Source organism: Apilactobacillus sp. (assembly GCF_025290035.1).
GTDB lineage: Bacteria > Bacillota > Bacilli > Lactobacillales > Lactobacillaceae > Apilactobacillus.
Genome location: NZ_JAMBKT010000006.1, coordinates 1 through 17262, shown reverse-complemented (window position 1 = coordinate 17262; position 17262 = coordinate 1). Strand labels below are relative to the sequence as shown.

The 17262-nt window shown below is 36.8% G+C and carries 17 protein-coding genes; 1 reads left to right on the top strand and 16 read right to left on the bottom strand.

Going from position 1 to position 17262, the window contains the following annotated elements:
* Nucleotides 1–30: 30 nt before the first annotated feature.
* The 16 genes from M3005_RS03050 to trpS form a co-directional block, all read right to left on the bottom strand.
* Nucleotides 31–381 carry a DUF3899 domain-containing protein gene (locus M3005_RS03050; RefSeq protein ID WP_293793579.1) on the bottom strand — a complete coding sequence of 117 codons (351 nt, stop codon included), beginning with the start codon at nucleotides 379–381 and terminating at the stop codon, nucleotides 31–33.
* Nucleotides 381–1361 carry a ribose-phosphate diphosphokinase gene (locus M3005_RS03045; protein WP_053949670.1) on the bottom strand — a complete coding sequence of 327 codons (981 nt, stop codon included), beginning with the start codon at nucleotides 1359–1361 and terminating at the stop codon, nucleotides 381–383. Before M3005_RS03045 ends, M3005_RS03050 begins: the two co-directional genes overlap by 1 nt.
* 124 nt (nucleotides 1362–1485) lie before the next feature.
* Nucleotides 1486–2859, bottom strand: coding sequence for a bifunctional UDP-N-acetylglucosamine diphosphorylase/glucosamine-1-phosphate N-acetyltransferase GlmU (glmU, locus tag M3005_RS03040; RefSeq protein WP_293793577.1), 1374 nt, complete (start codon nucleotides 2857–2859; stop codon nucleotides 1486–1488).
* Between the two features lie 2 nt (nucleotides 2860–2861).
* Nucleotides 2862–3704, bottom strand: coding sequence for a pur operon repressor (gene purR / locus M3005_RS03035; protein ID WP_293793576.1), 843 nt, complete (start codon nucleotides 3702–3704; stop codon nucleotides 2862–2864).
* A 120-nt stretch (nucleotides 3705–3824) separates the two neighbouring features.
* Nucleotides 3825–4673, bottom strand: a complete 849-nt coding sequence (gene ispE / locus M3005_RS03030) for a 4-(cytidine 5'-diphospho)-2-C-methyl-D-erythritol kinase (RefSeq protein WP_293793574.1) — start codon at nucleotides 4671–4673, stop codon at nucleotides 3825–3827.
* A 141-nt stretch (nucleotides 4674–4814) separates the two neighbouring features.
* Nucleotides 4815–5060: a Veg family protein gene (locus tag M3005_RS03025; protein ID WP_053949666.1), complete on the bottom strand. Its 246-nt coding sequence runs from the start codon at nucleotides 5058–5060 to the stop codon at nucleotides 4815–4817.
* Between the two features lie 87 nt (nucleotides 5061–5147).
* Entirely contained in the window at nucleotides 5148–6035 is an 888-nt protein-coding gene (rsmA, locus tag M3005_RS03020; protein WP_293793571.1) for a 16S rRNA (adenine(1518)-N(6)/adenine(1519)-N(6))-dimethyltransferase RsmA, read from the bottom strand.
* Nucleotides 6036–6038: 3 nt separating this feature from the next.
* Nucleotides 6039–6590: a ribonuclease M5 gene (gene rnmV / locus M3005_RS03015; RefSeq protein ID WP_293793570.1), complete on the bottom strand. Its 552-nt coding sequence runs from the start codon at nucleotides 6588–6590 to the stop codon at nucleotides 6039–6041.
* The gene (locus tag M3005_RS03010) at nucleotides 6590–7357 is read right to left on the bottom strand and encodes a TatD family hydrolase (protein WP_293793568.1); all 768 of its coding nucleotides are present in this window, start codon (nucleotides 7355–7357) and stop codon (nucleotides 6590–6592) included. Before M3005_RS03010 ends, rnmV begins: the two co-directional genes overlap by 1 nt.
* Before the next feature lie 74 nt (nucleotides 7358–7431).
* Nucleotides 7432–9468: a methionine--tRNA ligase gene (gene metG, locus M3005_RS03005; RefSeq protein ID WP_293793567.1), complete on the bottom strand. Its 2037-nt coding sequence runs from the start codon at nucleotides 9466–9468 to the stop codon at nucleotides 7432–7434.
* Nucleotides 9469–9544: 76 nt separating this feature from the next.
* Nucleotides 9545–10396 carry a DUF72 domain-containing protein gene (locus M3005_RS03000; RefSeq protein ID WP_293793566.1) on the bottom strand — a complete coding sequence of 284 codons (852 nt, stop codon included), beginning with the start codon at nucleotides 10394–10396 and terminating at the stop codon, nucleotides 9545–9547.
* Nucleotides 10397–10411: 15 nt separating this feature from the next.
* A complete protein-coding gene (locus tag M3005_RS02995; protein ID WP_293793565.1) occupies nucleotides 10412–11119 on the bottom strand; it encodes an NAD-dependent protein deacylase in 708 nt (235 codons plus the stop codon).
* Nucleotides 11120–11139: 20 nt separating this feature from the next.
* Nucleotides 11140–12102 carry an IpaB/EvcA family protein gene (locus tag M3005_RS02990; RefSeq protein WP_293793563.1) on the bottom strand — a complete coding sequence of 321 codons (963 nt, stop codon included), beginning with the start codon at nucleotides 12100–12102 and terminating at the stop codon, nucleotides 11140–11142.
* A gap of 2 nt (nucleotides 12103–12104) precedes the next feature.
* Entirely contained in the window at nucleotides 12105–13364 is a 1260-nt protein-coding gene (locus M3005_RS02985; protein ID WP_293793561.1) for a hydroxymethylglutaryl-CoA reductase, degradative, read from the bottom strand.
* A gap of 92 nt (nucleotides 13365–13456) precedes the next feature.
* Complete coding sequence (locus tag M3005_RS02980) at nucleotides 13457–14389, bottom strand: Ppx/GppA family phosphatase (protein ID WP_293793559.1); 933 nt, start codon at nucleotides 14387–14389, stop codon at nucleotides 13457–13459.
* A gap of 32 nt (nucleotides 14390–14421) precedes the next feature.
* The gene (trpS, locus tag M3005_RS02975; protein WP_293793558.1) at nucleotides 14422–15441 is read right to left on the bottom strand and encodes a tryptophan--tRNA ligase; all 1020 of its coding nucleotides are present in this window, start codon (nucleotides 15439–15441) and stop codon (nucleotides 14422–14424) included.
* 331 nt (nucleotides 15442–15772) lie between these two features.
* Between trpS and helD the strand changes: the two genes are divergently transcribed.
* A partial coding sequence (gene helD / locus M3005_RS02970; RefSeq protein WP_293793556.1) for an RNA polymerase recycling motor HelD occupies nucleotides 15773–17262 on the top strand: 1490 nt, incomplete at its 3' end.

The following is a 17262-nucleotide window of genomic DNA, read 5'->3' as shown; positions in this document are numbered from 1 at the left end:
CTGATTTCAAATGAAATCAGTTCTTTTTATTTATAGCGTAATCACAATTGCAAATGCAATCCAGATTATTCCAATGATTAATGTTAATTGCGCTGTGGGTCTAATCATAATCTTGGCATTCTTAATGCCCCCGATTTTATCCGCAGGAATCTTTTCATTTTCAAAACGTTCTTTATCACCCTTACGATGAAAAATACGCCATCCAGTAAATAGATGTCCTTTTGATAAAACCGCGATTGTCCCAACTAGGAAAAATAATAATCCTACGAAGAAGAAATAGTTGCTAACCGTTACTACTTTGACATGTAGTAGTAAGGTTATTAAACCAACCATTACTCCAATCACAGAAATTAAAAATCCGTATAGCTTAGCTTTATTCATTATTCAGCGTCACTTCTGAAACGGTTACTAAATAATGGACTAACTGCACGGTCTTCATTAATACGTTTGATAGCATCCCCAATAAGTGGAGCAACAGAAATTTGTTCAATCTTGTCGATTTGTTTTTCCTTTGGTAAACGAATGGTATCAGTAACCACTAGCTTAGTGATTGGTGACTTGTCAATTCGTTCAATGGCTGGACCAGATAATACTGGGTGGGTACAGCAAGCGTAAACTTCTTTTGCACCAGCATCCATAAGTGCTTGTGCACCTAGTGTAATGGTTCCGGCAGTATCAATCATGTCATCAACCATTAGACATGATTTACCCTTAACATCCCCAATGATGTTCATGATTTCAGCAACATTTGCTTTAGGACGACGCTTGTCGATAATCGCAATTGGTGCTTTTAGGAATTCAGCTAATGCACGAGCACGTACAACTCCACCATGATCAGGTGAAACTACAACTGCGTTTGAATCCCAGCCTTTGTTAATAAAGTGATCTGCTAATAATGGTGCACCCATCATGTGATCAACTGGAACATCAAAGAATCCTTGGATTTGAGCAGCATGTAAGTCAAGAGCAACAACACGGTCAATTCCAGCAGTTTCTAGCATGTTCGCTACTAACTTAGCAGTGATTGGTTCTCTTGAACGCGCTTTACGGTCTTGTCTAGCATAACCGTAGTATGGAATCACTACGTTAATAGTCTTTGCACTTGCACGTCTTAGTGCATCAATCATAATCATTAGTTCCATTAAGTTATCATTAACAGGAGCTGATGTTGATTGAATAATGTAACAGTTATCCCCACGGATACTTTCTTCAATGTTAATTCTAATTTCGCCATCGCTAAATCTGTCTACAGATGTTTTACCTAAGTCAACACCGACACGGTCAGCAATTTTTTCTGCCAATGGGATGTTTGAGTTTAAAGCAAAAATCTTTAATTTAGGATCAGAATATCTTTCAGCCATAAAGTCCTCCACCTAACAATCAATTCTATATTCGTTTCTAATTCACAATTAATTTTACACTATAATTCGATTTATTTCATTCAAAAATTATAGAAATAATAAACAATAATTCATCTATCCAATACTAATCAGCGTATGGAAGCTTTTTAAAGTATCCCGGTTTATTAGTTTGTCTTTGACGAGCAATTGCCATTTCATATTGTTTAACATCATCTGTGATGGTTGAACCAGCAGCGATAAATGTATGATCATCAATATGCAATGGTGCAATTAAGTTAGCGTTGCTTCCGATAAAGGAATCATCCCCAACTTCAGTGTTGTGTTTATTTTTACCGTCGTAGTTCGCAAAAATAACTCCACAACCAACGTTGATGTTCTTACCAAGATGAGCATTACCCACATAAGTTAAATGACCAACCTTAGTACCTTCATCAATTTGAGCCTTCTTAACTTCCACAAAGTTACCTAAGTGAACGTTCTTACCAATAACTGCTTCTGGTCTTAAATGGCTGTATGGTCCGATATTGGAACCTTCTAGCATTTCTGATTCTTCTAATAGTGATGAAGTAACAGTCACGTTATCATGAATGATACAATCTCTGATTTCAGAGTTAGCACCAATCTTACAGTCCATTCCAATCTTAGTATTACCAGTGATGTGCACCCCTGGTTCAACGATGGTATCTTGACCAATTTCAACACCGAAATCAATGTAAGTATCAGTTGGGTTCACCATGGTAACACCATTACGCATGTGATATTCGTTGATTCTTTGTTGCATAACTTGGTTAGCTTTAGATAAGGCAACACGGTCGTTTACACCCATAGATTCATCAAAATCATCCATTTGGTAAGCGCCAATCTTCTTGCCTTGATTTTTAAAGATTCCAATAACATCAGGTAAGTAGTATTCACCTTGCGCGTTATCGTTGTTAACTTGTTTTAATGCTTCAAACAATTCATGATTATCAAACACGTAAACCCCTGTATTGATTTCATCGATTGTTTGTTCAGTCATAGAAGCATCTTTTTGTTCAACAATCTTGTTAACGTTACCCTTTTCATCTCTAACGATACGACCATACCCAAATGGGTTTGGTGCCTTTGAAGTTAGAACGGTCGCAACGGCATGGCTTTCTTCATGTTGATCAAATAAGTTTTTAAATGTTTCCGCGGTAAATAATGGTGTATCTCCACTAACTACCATGGTTGAACCTTCGACATTTTCTAGAATGCTAGCAGTCTTTTTAACCGCATCTCCAGTTCCTAGTTGTTTTTCTTGTAATGCATATTGGCTTCTATCACCTAATTGTTTTTCGACATCTTCAGCACCGAAACCAACAACGGTAACAATGTTGTCCATTTCGATTTTTTCAACTTGTGACAAAACACAATCTACCATTGTACGACCACAAACTCGATGCAAAACTTTGTATAGTTTTGACTTCATACGAGTTCCTTTACCGGCCGCTAAAATAATTGTATTTCTAGTCGCCATGATTAATCCTCCTTGGTGTAATCACTAAACTTGTCATAGGTGAAGTTACCTAATTCAACTTTAATGTCCCCATTATTAGTATCAATTTTGAATAATGATGTGTAATCATTATCATTAATCTTGCGTTGACCTTCGTAATCACGTTCGGCAACAAACGCAATTCCGGCCACTTGGCTATCAAATTCACGAATTAAACTACATAGTCCATCAGCTGAACCTCCACCACGCAAGAAATCATCTACGATTAACACGTTTGAGTTAGCTGGTAAACTACGTTTTGATAGTACCATCTTTTCAATTCTCTTTTGAGATCCTGAAATGTAGTTCACACTGATAGTAGAACCATCAGTAATTCTAGAATCATGTCTAGCAATTACAAATGGCACATTTAACAATGTCGCTACACTTTGCGCAACGGGAATTCCCTTTGTTGCGACAGTTAAAACAGCATCGATTTTTTTATCACTGTATAAAGTTGTGATCACACGACCAATTTGACGTAAAATTGATGGTCGGTTTAATAAGTCATTCATATATACATATCCACCAGGTAATACTCTGGTGTTATCAGCTAATGCTGATTGTACTTCATCGATAAATTGACTGGCTTCAGCTTTTTGAATACCAGGCATAAACATGCTACCGCCAGCAGCGCCCGGAATTGTTTCCAAGACACCAGTACCGGTTTCCATAAATGTATTTCTTAAAATAGTTAGGTCTTCACTAATAGATGACTTAGCAGAACCATAACGGTTTGCAAAAAAAGTCAATGGTACTACCGTATTAGGATTCTCCATTAAGTAACGAGTCATATCTACTAGACGCGCACTACGTTTTGCTTTCATTCTTTCACCTCATTAAGTAAAAACTACATCTAAATTTTATCATAATGTTCGGATTTTAGACACTTTTTTATTGAAATAAATAAAAAATATCCGTTTAGGTTCATCCCTAAACGGATATTTTTAGACTGGTCGCACAATGTAAACCTCTGAACAGAACCCGCGAATACTGTTAAAGATGTGTTTAGCTTGGCTCTCGGTCTTACAAATGCCAAATACGGTTGGCCCGGTTCCACTCATTTGAGCGCTGTCGGCGCCGTATTTTTCAAATTTTTCTTTGATACGTTTTATTTCTGCATGATGCTTTGAAGACAATGGCTCTAACACATTGCCCATGTGTGAAATGATATCGTCGTAATCCTGCGTTGATACGGCGTTGGCTAATCCATCGATATCAACGTGTTTTAACTTATCATAATTAATCTTATTAAGTATTTCTGGTGTCGAAACGCTTACTTTTGGTTTGACCACCACGAAATACATTTTAGGCAACTTCGGCATTAATTCAATGTCGTCACCCTTTCCGGTTACCATTGCGGTTTGACTATACACGCAATATGGTACATCGGAATCTAACTGCAGACCAAAAGTGGCCATCTCTTGATCAGACATATGTAAATCCCATAGTCGATTTAATCCGCGAATCACTGCTGCAGCATCGGATGACCCACCACCCATTCCAGCCGCCACTGGAATGTTTTTCTTGATATTAATCTTGACTTTTTGATGAACATTAAACTTCTTTTTAAGTAGAAGTGCCGCTTGATACGCCAAATTACGTTGATCTTGTGGTAAAAATACACGGTTACAATGAACGGAAATCCCATTACCTTTGCTGGTAATAATTTCGACATAATCAGCCAAATCAATCGATGTCATTAACATCTCCCATTCAATTTCACCATCATCATGACGAAACGGTGTATCCAACCCTAGGTTAAGTTTGGCGCATGCTTTCTCAACAGTCTTCAAGTATCACACCTCCAATTCAACTTAATAGTTATTAACATTATACTAAAGTTAAATTAAAAAGTCAGTGTATCTTTTACTTTTATTGTGTCAGTGAAAAATAAAAGAAGCTAATTAAAATAATTAGCTTCTTGTTTGATTTGCTTATTCATTAACTTCTTCAGCGAAGTCCATTTCGATGTTTTTGGTTAGGATATCGGTGTAACTATATGACACACGCTTTAGATTTTCATCTTCTTCTAACTCAACAACAAAAACTGCAGGGAATGTTTCAGCTAACATTCCATGGCGTTCAAGTGTTTTGTTTCTACCGACTTGAACAGTTACAATAACCTTTTCGCCTAAGCGATTGTCCAAGTGGTTCTTAATGTCTGTCAAACTGGTTGGCATAATATTCACCTCTCTAGGATTCTTATTATACCATAAATTTATTAGAATTCAAAATTATATCACATACTTTTTTAATATTCAATCATTTTATAACATATTTTTTTCATGGAAACGATTAGTTAAATCTACATATTGATCCACTGTAAGTTTTTCAGGTCGAATACTTGGCGCGATATTAAATTCTTCTAATACAGATTGAACGTTAGCCTTAGTTTCTTCATCTTTGCCAAAGACACCTTGTAAATTATTCCAAAGGGTCTTACGACGATGATTAAAACAACCACGAACAAATCCAGCAAAAGCAGCTTCATCGTAGACTTCATTTTCAATGCTTTCACGTTTTTCTAAAGTCACGATTGCAGAATCAACTTTCGGTGCTGGAATAAATGCCTTTCTAGATACTTCAAAGGCAATCTTAGTGTCATTTAAATATTGAATAATAACAGATAATGAACCGTAATCTTTAGTTCCCGGTTTGGCTTCGAGACGTTGAGCAACTTCTTTTTGCATCATCACGGTAATGTTGTCAAATTCAGCATTTCCCTTTAATAGATCCAAAATAATTGGAGTGGTGATGTAATAAGGTAAGTTCGCCACTACCTTAATTGGGCGTTCATTATTGAATTTTTCTTCAATAATCGCAGGTAAATTGGCTTGTAAGATGTCTTGATTGATCACTTCGACATTATCATATGGGCTTAGTGTTTCGGCTAAAACAGGTAATAAACTTTGGTCAATTTCAAAAGCTAATACTTGTTTGGCACTTCTGGCAATGTATTCGGTTAATCCACCGATACCAGGACCGATTTCAATTACATTATCGTCTTTCGTTAAATGCGCAGCATCAACAATCTTTGATAGTACGTTTAAATCGGTCAAAAAGTTTTGTCCTAAGCTCTTCTTAGCTGATAAGTGGAAACGATTTAAAATCGCTTGGGTTCTTGCTGGACTGGCAATATCTGGGTTATTTGGCATAATTTACTCCTTAATTTGGTTAACAGCGTTGTCAAAATCAGTTTTAGTAATGGAAAACATTTCTAAACGTTTGTGTAGTTGTTTCCCATTAACATAACCAATTTTCAAAATATCACAAAGTTGCGTACGGCGTGTCTTCGCATATGGATCATTTATCACTCTAGCGTCTTTTAAATCGGCTAGGGTAATTTCCCCCGCAGCATCGTCACTAGCAGTGTAAACGTTCATTAGTGCTTCTCTGATGGTTTCCACACTCGCATGTTCAACCCCCAGTGAACCGTCACTTTTAGTTGGTACTGATTTCTTGCGATCAACAAAGGCATGTTTGGCATTAGGTACCGCTTGCGTAATAATCTTGCGAATTCGTTCCCCGTTAAAATCAGGGTCAGTAAACACAATCACACCCCGTTGTTGGTCTAGTTTTTTTATTAATGCAATCGTGTCATCATCAATCGCTGATCCTCTTGTCTCAATTGTGTCACAATCGACTGCTTGTTTAATTCTTTTGGTATCGTCGCGGCCTTCGACCACGATTACTTCTTTAATCTTATCCATTAATCTTCCAATCCAAAAATTCTCAATGCATTTTGATATGTCATCTCAGCGATTTTATCTGGAGTAGTATCGCGGAAACGAGCGACAGCTTCTATGGTGTATAAAGTAAAACCTGGTTCATTTTGATGACCACGTAATGGTTCCGGCGCTAAGTAAGGCGCATCGGTTTCCACTAGCATTTTATCACTTGGCGTCTTTTCGACCGCATCGTGAATTTCCTTGGTCTTTTTAAAACTAGCTACACCTGAATAGGAAACATACATCCCTAAATCAATGAACTTATTTAACCATTCAGCATCCCCATTAAAACTATGAATAATGCCATTATTAACTCCACACTCTTTTAAAATGGCGTAAGTATCTTCAAACGCATCACGATTATGCACAGAAATTGGTAAATTCATTTCTTGAGCAATTTTAATTTGACGTTTAAACACATTAAATTGTGCTGCTTTAGGGGCTTGGTCTTGATAATAATCTAAACCAATTTCACCTAAACCAATGACCTTTTCATCAGCTAATTGTTGACGTAAGATAACTTCTTCTTCGTCATTATAATTTAGTGCTTCTTCGGGGTGAAAACCTACGATTGCATATAAATTATCGTATTGATGAGCTAATTGAATCGCTTCTTCGTTCATCGCACGGTTAGAACCGACAATTGCCATCTTAGTAACCCCTAATTTAGCAGCATGATCGATATATGCTTGGACGTTATCACGAAACGCGTCATCATTTAAATGAGTATGGGAATCAAAAATTTGCATTATTCTACTCCTATCCGTAAAAATAGCCATCAATTCAATAGAATCAATGGCTATCTTGATTTATGACTATACCATTATTCCAAAGTGGATCCGTTTTCGAATTGGCTACCAATTGTTACTAGTTCAATACTACCGTCATCATGTTCAACAGACAATAGCATTCCTTGGCTTAATTGGCCACGCATCTTTCGAGGTTTCAAGTTGGAAACAATGATTACTTTTTTACCGACTAATTCAGTATATTCTGGGTACCACTTGGCAATTCCAGATAGAATTTGAGTGGTTTCGGTTTTACCGGCGTCTAAAGTGAACTTTAATAGCTTGTCGGCACCTTCAACGGTTTCAACATTTTTCACTTCAGCTACCTTTAGTTCTACCTTTTCAAAAGTATCGAATTTGATTTCTTTCTTATCAGCAGCACTTTCAGCACCAGCTTCAGCTACTTGAGCTTGTTTCTTAGCTTCTTCTTTGGCTGCACGACCCTTTTGTTTGTCAGACTTAGTCATTTGGTTCTTGATAAAGTCGACTTCTTCTTCCTTGTCTAAACGAGGGAAGATGGGAGTTCCCTTTTCAACAACCTTAACACCCGTTGGTAGATCCTTGATTGAAATGTTAGTTAAGTCCAATTGTTGGTCGTTTAGTCCTAATTGAGCAAAAATTTGTTGAGGTGCTTTCGTCATAATTGGGCTAATTAATAGACCGATTACACGTAAACTAGCTGCTAAATGAGCCATTACATCAGCTAATTTTTCGGCATCATCATCATTTTCAAGTTTTGCTAATACCCATGGGGTAGTTTGATCAATGTACTTGTTAGTTTGTGATACTAATTGCCATACAGAAGCTAAGGCATCTGAGAAACGAGATTCCTCCATCTTAGTCTTGTATTCAGCAATTACTTCATCACTTAGAGTTTCTAGTTCTTTATCAGCATCTAAGAAACCTGGTTTGAATTCAGGAATTACTCCACCTTCGTACTTATTAATCATTGAAACAGTTCTATTTAATAAATTTCCTAAGTCATTCGCTAAATCGTAGTTGATACGATCAACGAAGTCTTCTGGGGTAAAGATTCCATCATTACCAAATGGTACTGCTTTTAGTAAGTAGTAACGAACAGCATCTAAACCGTAACGGTCTGCTAGTACTTCTGGGTAAATAACATTCCCCTTAGACTTAGACATCTTACCGTCTTTCATGGTTAACCAACCGTGACCAATCACATGTTTTGGTAATGGTAATCCTAATGCATGTAATATGATTGGCCAGTAAATAGTATGGAAACGAACAATTTCTTTTCCAACCATTTGGATATCTGCAGGCCAGAACTTCTTAAATAATGAATCATCATCAGTGTCGTAACCTAGTGCAGTAATATAGTTAGATAACGCATCAATCCACACGTATACAACGTGTTCTGGATCTGATTTAACTGGTACTCCCCAGTTAAATGAAGTTCTAGAAACGGCTAGGTCTTCTAGTCCAGGTTTGATGAAGTTATTAATCATTTCGTTCATTCTTGATTCTGGTTGAATAAAATCAGGATGTTGCTTGTAGTAATCTAACAACCAATCAGCATACTTGCTCATCTTGAAGAAGTATGACTTTTCGTTTACTAGTTCCACTTCGTGTCCAGATGGAGCTTTTCCACCAATCACATTACCATTATCGTCTTTGTAAACTTCTGCTAGTTGTGATTCAGTAAAGTATTCTTCATCAGATACTGAATACCAACCACTGTATTCACCTAGGTAAATATCTCCTTGGTCTAGTAGTTGTTGGAAGATTTTTTGCACTACTTCTCTATGTTGTTGATCCGTAGTACGGATAAACTTATCGTTAGAAATATCTAAAGTCTTCCATAAATCCTTAATTTGTGCAGCCATTTGGTCCACATAAGCTTGTGGAGTCATCTTTAGACTTTCTGCTTTTTCTTCGATTTTTAATCCATGTTCATCTGTCCCTGTTAAGAAAAACACATCGTATCCTTCTGCACGTTTATAGCGGGCTAGTGCATCACACGCAATAGTAGTGTATGAATTCCCAATGTGTAAACGTCCAGATGGGTAATAGATTGGCGTTGTAACATAAAATGTTTTGTTATCTGCCATTTTTATCATCCTTTCAACCAGTAATCTTAATATTAATTAATAGTATATCATAATTAATTTAGCAATTATATTGATGTTAAAACAAATCTAATTGCATCGGTGCTAAATCGTTAAACGAAACGTGCAGTAATTCTTGTAGTTGTAGTGCATTTGGCGCTGCATCCCTACCCGAATTATTGTTGAAAATAACACATACTTCCTCCACTTGTTGATTTAACTCTTGCACCGTTTTAGCGAATGCTTGTAGTTCTTCTTTGCTGTAATTATAAAGCGTTCTTTGACTTCGCCAGTTCTTATCCTGGTTAAACCAACCTTGTGCATTCCGTCCATGCAGCCTTAAAAACGCTAGTTTATTGGTTGATACTAGTGGTAAGAATTCAACCCCATTATTGACGTTATGTGGTTCATCGGCAATCACAAAGGTAATCCCGAGGCGTTTTAAATAATCATCCATCGATTGACGTAGACTAACTTCTGTCCAACTGGGATTGCGAAATTCTACCGCAATTGGTGTTTTTGGTCCCATCAATTGACGGATTTCCATTAAGTAGCGAATGTTTTCATTACTTCTTTCAAAATATGGCGGGAATTGAAATAAAATCGTCTTCAACTGATTAGTTGCTAAAAGCGGTTGAATCATCTTTCGATAATCGCTAAATACTTTTTTTCTTTCATCATCATCGGCCGCCAAATTCGAACGCATGTCATGCTTCGTCATTAGTTGATTGGCTTTTAAAATGAATTGAAACGAGTCTGGAACTTGACGCATCCATTGTTGCACTGTCTTGGTTTGTGGGATTCCGTAAAACGGATTATCGACTTCGACCACTGGAAAATGAGCAGCGTATTCGTTTAACTTCACTGGTCGTTCTTCTCCATTAATCAGTGCTGGATGTTCACTCCAAGTAGTCACACCTAAAGTTATCATTTCCTCATCTGCTTTCTAACAATTTAAGTCGTTAAAGAATTCAGTCGCATCCCCTTGAATCATTTCAAAATCGATGCCTAAATTCAAACGTTCTTGATTTACCGCAATCACTTTCGCATTTGGATTACGATAATCGAGTAACCCTGCAAACGGATAAACACGCATTGAAGTTCCGACAATCACGACTAAATCGGCTTGTTGCATTAAATCAATGCTATCGACGATATTCTTTTGATTTAAACCTTCATCGTATAAAACAATCCCCGGTCTAAGTCGTCCACCACAATCATTGTGTACATCACTTTGCATGTATTCATGCCAATCAACTGATTGATGACACTTTTGGCAAATTACATTGTATAAAGTACCGTGAAACTCGATTAAGTTCTTAGTCCCACATGCAGAATATAATCCATCAACGTTTTGTGTGATCACGCTCGCCTTTCCTTGTTGGGTTAACTGCGCTTGTTTTTGATGAATGATGTTGGGCTTCGCATTTGGATAATACATATTTTCTTTCACGAAAGTGTAAAAGACTTCTGGTTCATTCACTAAGCAAGCATGGCTTAAGTAATACTCTGCTGGTTTCCCAGTAGTATCAGTCGCATACAAGCCGTTTTTCGAACGGTAATCTGGAATATTAGATGCAGTTGAAACCCCTGCTCCAGTTAGAAATACAATATGTTTAGCTTCAACAAATAATGATTGAATTTTACTATCCAAAACAATCCCTCCCTCAAAAACTACTTTCTAATAATGTATGGCATCTTTAGTTCTTTAAATAGGTCTTTAACAGTCATTGCGTATAACTTCTTAAAGTATTCAGGACTATCATCCATTCCGGTGGGTGCTGGAATTACAAATGAATTTTGGTCATCAGACTTGTTGAATCCAACGTATGCACGACGGTTAGTTTCCTTATCGTGTAATTCTGAATGGAAGATTTCAAATTGTTGTTTAACGTTTAAGTTCAATTGACGTTCTGAAACAACACTAGAAATAGTAGCGTATTCATTGTTGTGTAGTGCTGGTAAGCCCCACTTAGCTAGTTGTTCATCAAATACTCTGAATAACTTAACTACGTTTCTTCTGAAACCAAATGGTGAATCAGTTGGCTTTTCAGTAATAATATCGTAAATCTTGTCAGCTGCAGCAAGTGCAGTTGGGTAATCCTTTTCTAAAGTCTTACGAGCTAGTTGATCAAACTTGTCGCCGAAGAAGACACGCGCGTCAATTAAAGTTAATAGACGTAATTCCATTTCATTATCTAATTCTTCTGGTTCTGGCTTGATAGTGTTTTGAATTCCCTTTAGATACATTTGTTCGATTTCATCATCGATTAAACCGTGTTTACGTTGTTCTGATACGACAACGAAATGAGCGATAATGTCGAATAATTCAGTTCCCATTACTTCTAGTTGTTCATCTAAGTCATCTTGACCAGTTGATAAGGTAAAGAAGATTTGTGGGAAACCACGAAGTGTCATTAATAAATGAATTAATTCGTGAGATGCGGTGTAGTTTGGTGCTGACATATCTGAGATTTGGACGTATAGGTTCTTACCATCTTGAACCACTTGAGCTTGATCATGGCGTACATATCCTGATTGCAATTGACCGATAAATTGTACTTCGATTGTTCCTGGGAAGAACTTATTAACCACGTTAATTAAACTTTGGGTGTCTTGATTTAATTCGATTTCCATATTTATTCACCTTCATTATTTCTAATTAATTTTAAGATTTTTTCTGCTGACGCTAAATCAGCTTGATGTTGTTCTTTTAGTTGTTGAACCACTTGGCGAACTTCATCTTCAGTTGCACCAGCAGTGATTGCTAGTGAGTTAAGTTGTAGTCCCATGTGGCCTTTTTGAATTCCTTCTGAAACGAGTGCTTTTAAGGCAGCTAGGTTTTGGGCTAATCCAATTGCTGCTACCACTTCGCTAAGTTCTTCTTTAGAACTGACTTTGGCAATTTGTTGATTGATTTTAACTTTATCAAACACCTTGGTAGCTCCACCAATGAATCCTAATGACAATGGAATCGTTAGTTTACCTACTAACTTATCACCGTCAATTTGCCAATCTGACAAACCACGGTATTGACCATTTTGACTAGCAAATGAATGAACGCCAGCTTCCACTGCCCGCCAGTCATTCCCCATTGCCATAACAACGGCATCAATTCCGTTCATAATCCCCTTGTTATGCGTTGCTGCACGATAAGGATCAATTTGGGCTATGTGGGAAGCTGCTACAATTTGGTTCGCAACAGTTTCCCCATCAATTCCAGCCGTCGCTAGTTTAGTAACTGGTACAACCCCTTGCACTTGGACTAAACTGTCTTCACCGTAATTAGAAAGGATACTCATTAAAATGGTACCATCAATCTTATCAGTGATAAAAGCAGCTAGTGCTTCTAGCATGGTGTTCATCATGTTCGCACCCATTGCCTCACCTACATTGACGAATAAATCAATTGAGCAATACGTTGCATCTAGTTGGCGGACACGTACTTCTTTCGCACCTCCACCGTATTTTAATATTGAGGGATGGGCTTGATTAGCCACTTCAATCATCTTTTCAAAATGAGTATTTACAAAACCTGTTAATAGATTAACGTTATCCGTCTTAACAACGATTTGTCCCATTAAGTTATGTCCTAATACTTTGGCTTCAATGCCGTCACCACGACTTAATAAGCGGGAACCATTACTAGCAGCCGCAATCACTGAAGGTTCTTCAGTCACCATCGGAACTACCTTTTCATCCCCATTAACCACTAAATTAACCGCCACGCCTTCTGGAAGAGCATAATCAGTTAAATAGTTTTCAATGAGATGATCATTTCTTTTTTGGTAGTCTGATGTTAATTGTACTTGTTGGTCTTTTGATAATTGAGCGAATTCACTAACTAAGTCGGTTCGTTCTTGATAATCACGATGATAAAAATGCTTAAATGTGCCCATTGATTTCTCTCCTATTCAATGCTCATGATAACACGCATGCTTCAATTTAGATTTAAAAAGGTTTTCAATCCCGTTAAGGATTAAAAACCTGATTAATAGTGTCGATAATGTTTCTTTAGATATTCAGCTATTAATCCTTCACGTACGCCACCTTCAGAGAAAACGATTCTTCTAGAATCGATTTCATCGATGACAGTAATTAATGGTAGTAGCCCACCTAAGATAATATCTGCACGTTCATTTTCTAATCCGTGAATTTCTTTTCGATTGTGTAAATTCTTTCTTAATAACAATTCATAGGTTCCCATGACTTGTCGTTGATTTAAATGATAACCATTTAAATTATCTGAATTTGAAAAGTGTTGGTAGCTGCGGTTAATTCTCGCAAGACTGCGTGCAGCCCCACCTAATACAACTAATTGATAATGGTCCGCTTTTTTCAACCACGGAACACGATGAATATTTTCCTTTAAGAAACGTTGGGCGTTAAATAAGTCTGCAGCGTGAACAGAATTATTTAGTTTAAAACGTTCTGAAATATTAACCGCTCCGATTGGTAAACTGATTAAATCGCGGCGTTTCTTGCCTTGGACACGCACTAGCTCAATACTAGCCCCCCCAATATCCATTACCATATAATCATTCATTTTAATCTTATTAACGACACCTAAATAGTCATAATAAGCTTCTTCTCGACCTGAGAGAACACGAATGTCTAATCCAACCTTCTTGCGTACTTTTCTGATAAAGGCCTTTTGATTTTCGGCTTGACGAACAGCAGCGGTCGCAATTGTGATTACAGTTGTATTATTCATTGCACTATAAATGCGTTTAAACGATTTTAACGCATTGATTGTCCGATTAATTGCAACCGGTTGTAACATCTTCTCTTTACCCATTCCCTCTGAAAGTCGGCTATCGCTTTTACTACGTTTTATTTCAACACAGTATCCATCACTTTCAATTCGGTAAATAGACATTCGAGCAGAATTAGAACCGATGTCAACAATTACTAAGTTTTCCATCCGATTCACCCTAAACTATAAAATAATTTGCATTACTTGAAGTAGTTGATACCAATAGCATCTCTAACTTCGTCTAGAGTTTGGTTGGCTACCTTGCTAGCTTTTTCACTACCATCTTTTAGAATATCATAAACGCCTTGTGGATCCTTTTCAAATTCCATACGACGTTCTCTGATTGGTGCTAATTCGGCTTGTAGGACTTCGTTTAGATAACGTTTAATCTTCACGTCACCCAAACCACCATGTTCATATTGTGCCTTTAAGTCAGCCACTTTTTCTTTATCTTCAGCGAAGATATCTAGGTAAGTGAAAACAGTGTTTCCTTCGACTTGACCTGGGTCCTCAACATGAATATGGTTAGGATCAGTGTACATTGACATAACTTTCTTTTGGATAGTGTCTTCGTCATCTGATAAGTAGATACAGTTATTTAGTGATTTACTCATCTTAGCGTTACCATCTAAACCAGGAATACGTCCCATTCCCTTTGGTGGGAAGTAACCTTCTGGTTCAACTAAAACGTCTTTACCGTAGATACCGTTAATACTTCTCACGATTTCTCTAGTTTGTTCTAGCATTGGTTCTTGGTCTTCACCAACTGGAACTGTATCAGCCTTGAATGCTGTAATATCAGCTGCTTGGCTAACTGGGTAAATTAAGAAACCAGCTGGCACACTTTCACCGAATTTTTTTTGTTGAATTTCAGTTTTAACAGTTGGGTTTCTCATTAAACGATTAACTGAAACAATGTTTAAGTAGTGCATAGTTAATTCGTTTAAAGCATCGATTTGTGATTGAACTAAGATAGTTGACTTCTTAGGGTCAATGCCGACTGCTAAGTAATCAAGTGCTACTTGTAGAAGTGAATTTCTGATTTTTTCAGGATCACGCGCATTATCAGTTAATGCTTGCATGTCCGCAATCATAATATTAGTGTCATATTCTCCTGAATTTTGTAGTTGAACACGGTTCTTTAATGAACCAACGTAATGTCCAATGTGTAGTTTTCCTGTTGGTCTATCACCAGTTAAAATTACTTTTTTATCTGTCATCTTGAAACTTCCTTTCTAGAAAAAAAGCGTCCCACTGTTAAAAAACAATAGGACGCTTTAGCGCGGTACCACCTAACTTGCAAATGTAATTTCATTCGCCACTCTGCGATAAGGGTGCATTCCCATTATTCATCCATTTCGCTAGTCGTGATTACTTTCACTACATAATAATCTCTCTGTAAATGACATCGCTACTTACTTTAATATTACTTATATTTTACTGGATTTAATAGGGCATGTCAAAAAGGATATTAATTGACACAAGCCTAAAATCTCATTAGAATTGTAAAGCATAAATGAACGGATTTTGTGTTCGAGCGAGGAGGAAATAATGGGCAATAACGATTTAAATAATGAGCAAAAACGTGTCGATGAAGTTGTTGAAAAATTATACCATCGCATTGATACGACTCAAATTGAATACGATAAAGCACATAACGAAACAAAACGTGTTCAACAGAACTACGGTAATAATACCTCCGTTAACTACGTCGAAGTCGATGATAGAATTGAAACCTCTGCGGATTTACAACAACAAAGAGGATTAGTTAATAAAGTAGTCCAAAGCGAAGCCATCATTAAGAACCAACTAGAAACTTACAAAAAGCTAGCTGATTCGCCCTACTTTGGTCGTATTGATATTCAAGACGAGGATGAAGTGGATTCTGACAGTCTCTACATTGGAACTGCTTCATTCGTTGACGACGATGATAACTTTTTAGTTTATGATTGGCGTGCACCAATTTCTAGTATCTACTACAACGGAACGTTGGGAAAAGTTAAATACCAAACTCCTGCTGGAACCCAATCAACTGAATTAATCAAAAAGCGTCAATTCCAGATTAGTAATGCCCATATTGATAACATGTTTGATACCAATGAAACCGTTGGTGATGAAATGTTGCAAAATGTTTTAGGTCAACAACACGATGAAGTGATGCAAAACATTGTTTCCACAATTCAAAAAGAACAAAACGATATTATTCGCGATACCTATAATGACTTACTAGTTGTCCAAGGAGTTGCCGGCTCTGGTAAAACTTCTGCGATTCTTCAACGAATTGCCTTCTTGTTATATCACAGTAGAAGTTCACTAGAAGCCGATCAAATTATCTTGTTCTCACCGAACCGATTGTTCTCCCATTATATTTCAGATGTTTTACCTAGTTTAGGTGAACGCAATATGAGACAGGTAACATTACAAGAATTTATTGATCACCGATTAGAAGGAATTAAAGTCCAAAGTCTCTTTGATCAATACGAATTAGAAACTCAATATAGTGATGATGATAAAGCCATTCAAGCTTTTAAACAAAGTCATGGTTATATGCAGCTAATTGAAGAATATATCCAAACTATCTTTAATGAAGACATCGCTTTCCAAAGTATTTTAGTGGATGGAAATGTTTTCTTTGATAAAGATGTGATTAGAAACATTTACGCTGAACAACCTAAGCTAATGAAACCAGCGGATAAATTCTTAAAAACCAAAAATCGTTTAATTGAGATTTTAAAAAAACGTATCGAAATTGAAGTCTATAAACCTTGGGTTGACGAAGAAATTGATCAACTTAGTTCAGAACAATATCACGATTATATGACTGGTAAACAATTAGGTAGTTTCCAAGACCAAGATGATGAACGTTACTACATCGCTAAACAGATCGTTACTAAAAAATTCAGAAAAGTTTATGATGCGCTATACAATAATTCATTTTTTGACGCCTATCGTCAATATGAAAAATTCATGCAACAAGTAGTATTACCAGAACAACTAAATGTCGACAAATGGAATCAAGATGAAAAAGACTTTGAAGATAA

Coding starts and splice junctions, on each gene's coding strand:
- M3005_RS03050 (WP_293793579.1), bottom strand. CDS start 381: ATGAATAAAGCTAAGCTATACGGATTTTTAATTTCTGTGATTGGAGTA.
- M3005_RS03045 (WP_053949670.1), bottom strand. CDS start 1,361: ATGGCTGAAAGATATTCTGATCCTAAATTAAAGATTTTTGCTTTAAAC.
- glmU (WP_293793577.1), bottom strand. CDS start 2,859: ATGGCGACTAGAAATACAATTATTTTAGCGGCCGGTAAAGGAACTCGT.
- purR (WP_293793576.1), bottom strand. CDS start 3,704: ATGAAAGCAAAACGTAGTGCGCGTCTAGTAGATATGACTCGTTACTTA.
- M3005_RS03025 (WP_053949666.1), bottom strand. CDS start 5,060: ATGCCAACCAGTTTGACAGACATTAAGAACCACTTGGACAATCGCTTA.
- rsmA (WP_293793571.1), bottom strand. CDS start 6,035: ATGCCAAATAACCCAGATATTGCCAGTCCAGCAAGAACCCAAGCGATT.
- rnmV (WP_293793570.1), bottom strand. CDS start 6,590: ATGGATAAGATTAAAGAAGTAATCGTGGTCGAAGGCCGCGACGATACC.
- M3005_RS03010 (WP_293793568.1), bottom strand. CDS start 7,357: ATGCAAATTTTTGATTCCCATACTCATTTAAATGATGACGCGTTTCGT.
- metG (WP_293793567.1), bottom strand. CDS start 9,468: ATGGCAGATAACAAAACATTTTATGTTACAACGCCAATCTATTACCCA.
- M3005_RS03000 (WP_293793566.1), bottom strand. CDS start 10,396: ATGATAACTTTAGGTGTGACTACTTGGAGTGAACATCCAGCACTGATT.
- M3005_RS02990 (WP_293793563.1), bottom strand. CDS start 12,102: ATGGAAATCGAATTAAATCAAGACACCCAAAGTTTAATTAACGTGGTT.
- M3005_RS02985 (WP_293793561.1), bottom strand. CDS start 13,364: ATGGGCACATTTAAGCATTTTTATCATCGTGATTATCAAGAACGAACC.
- M3005_RS02980 (WP_293793559.1), bottom strand. CDS start 14,389: ATGGAAAACTTAGTAATTGTTGACATCGGTTCTAATTCTGCTCGAATG.
- trpS (WP_293793558.1), bottom strand. CDS start 15,441: ATGACAGATAAAAAAGTAATTTTAACTGGTGATAGACCAACAGGAAAA.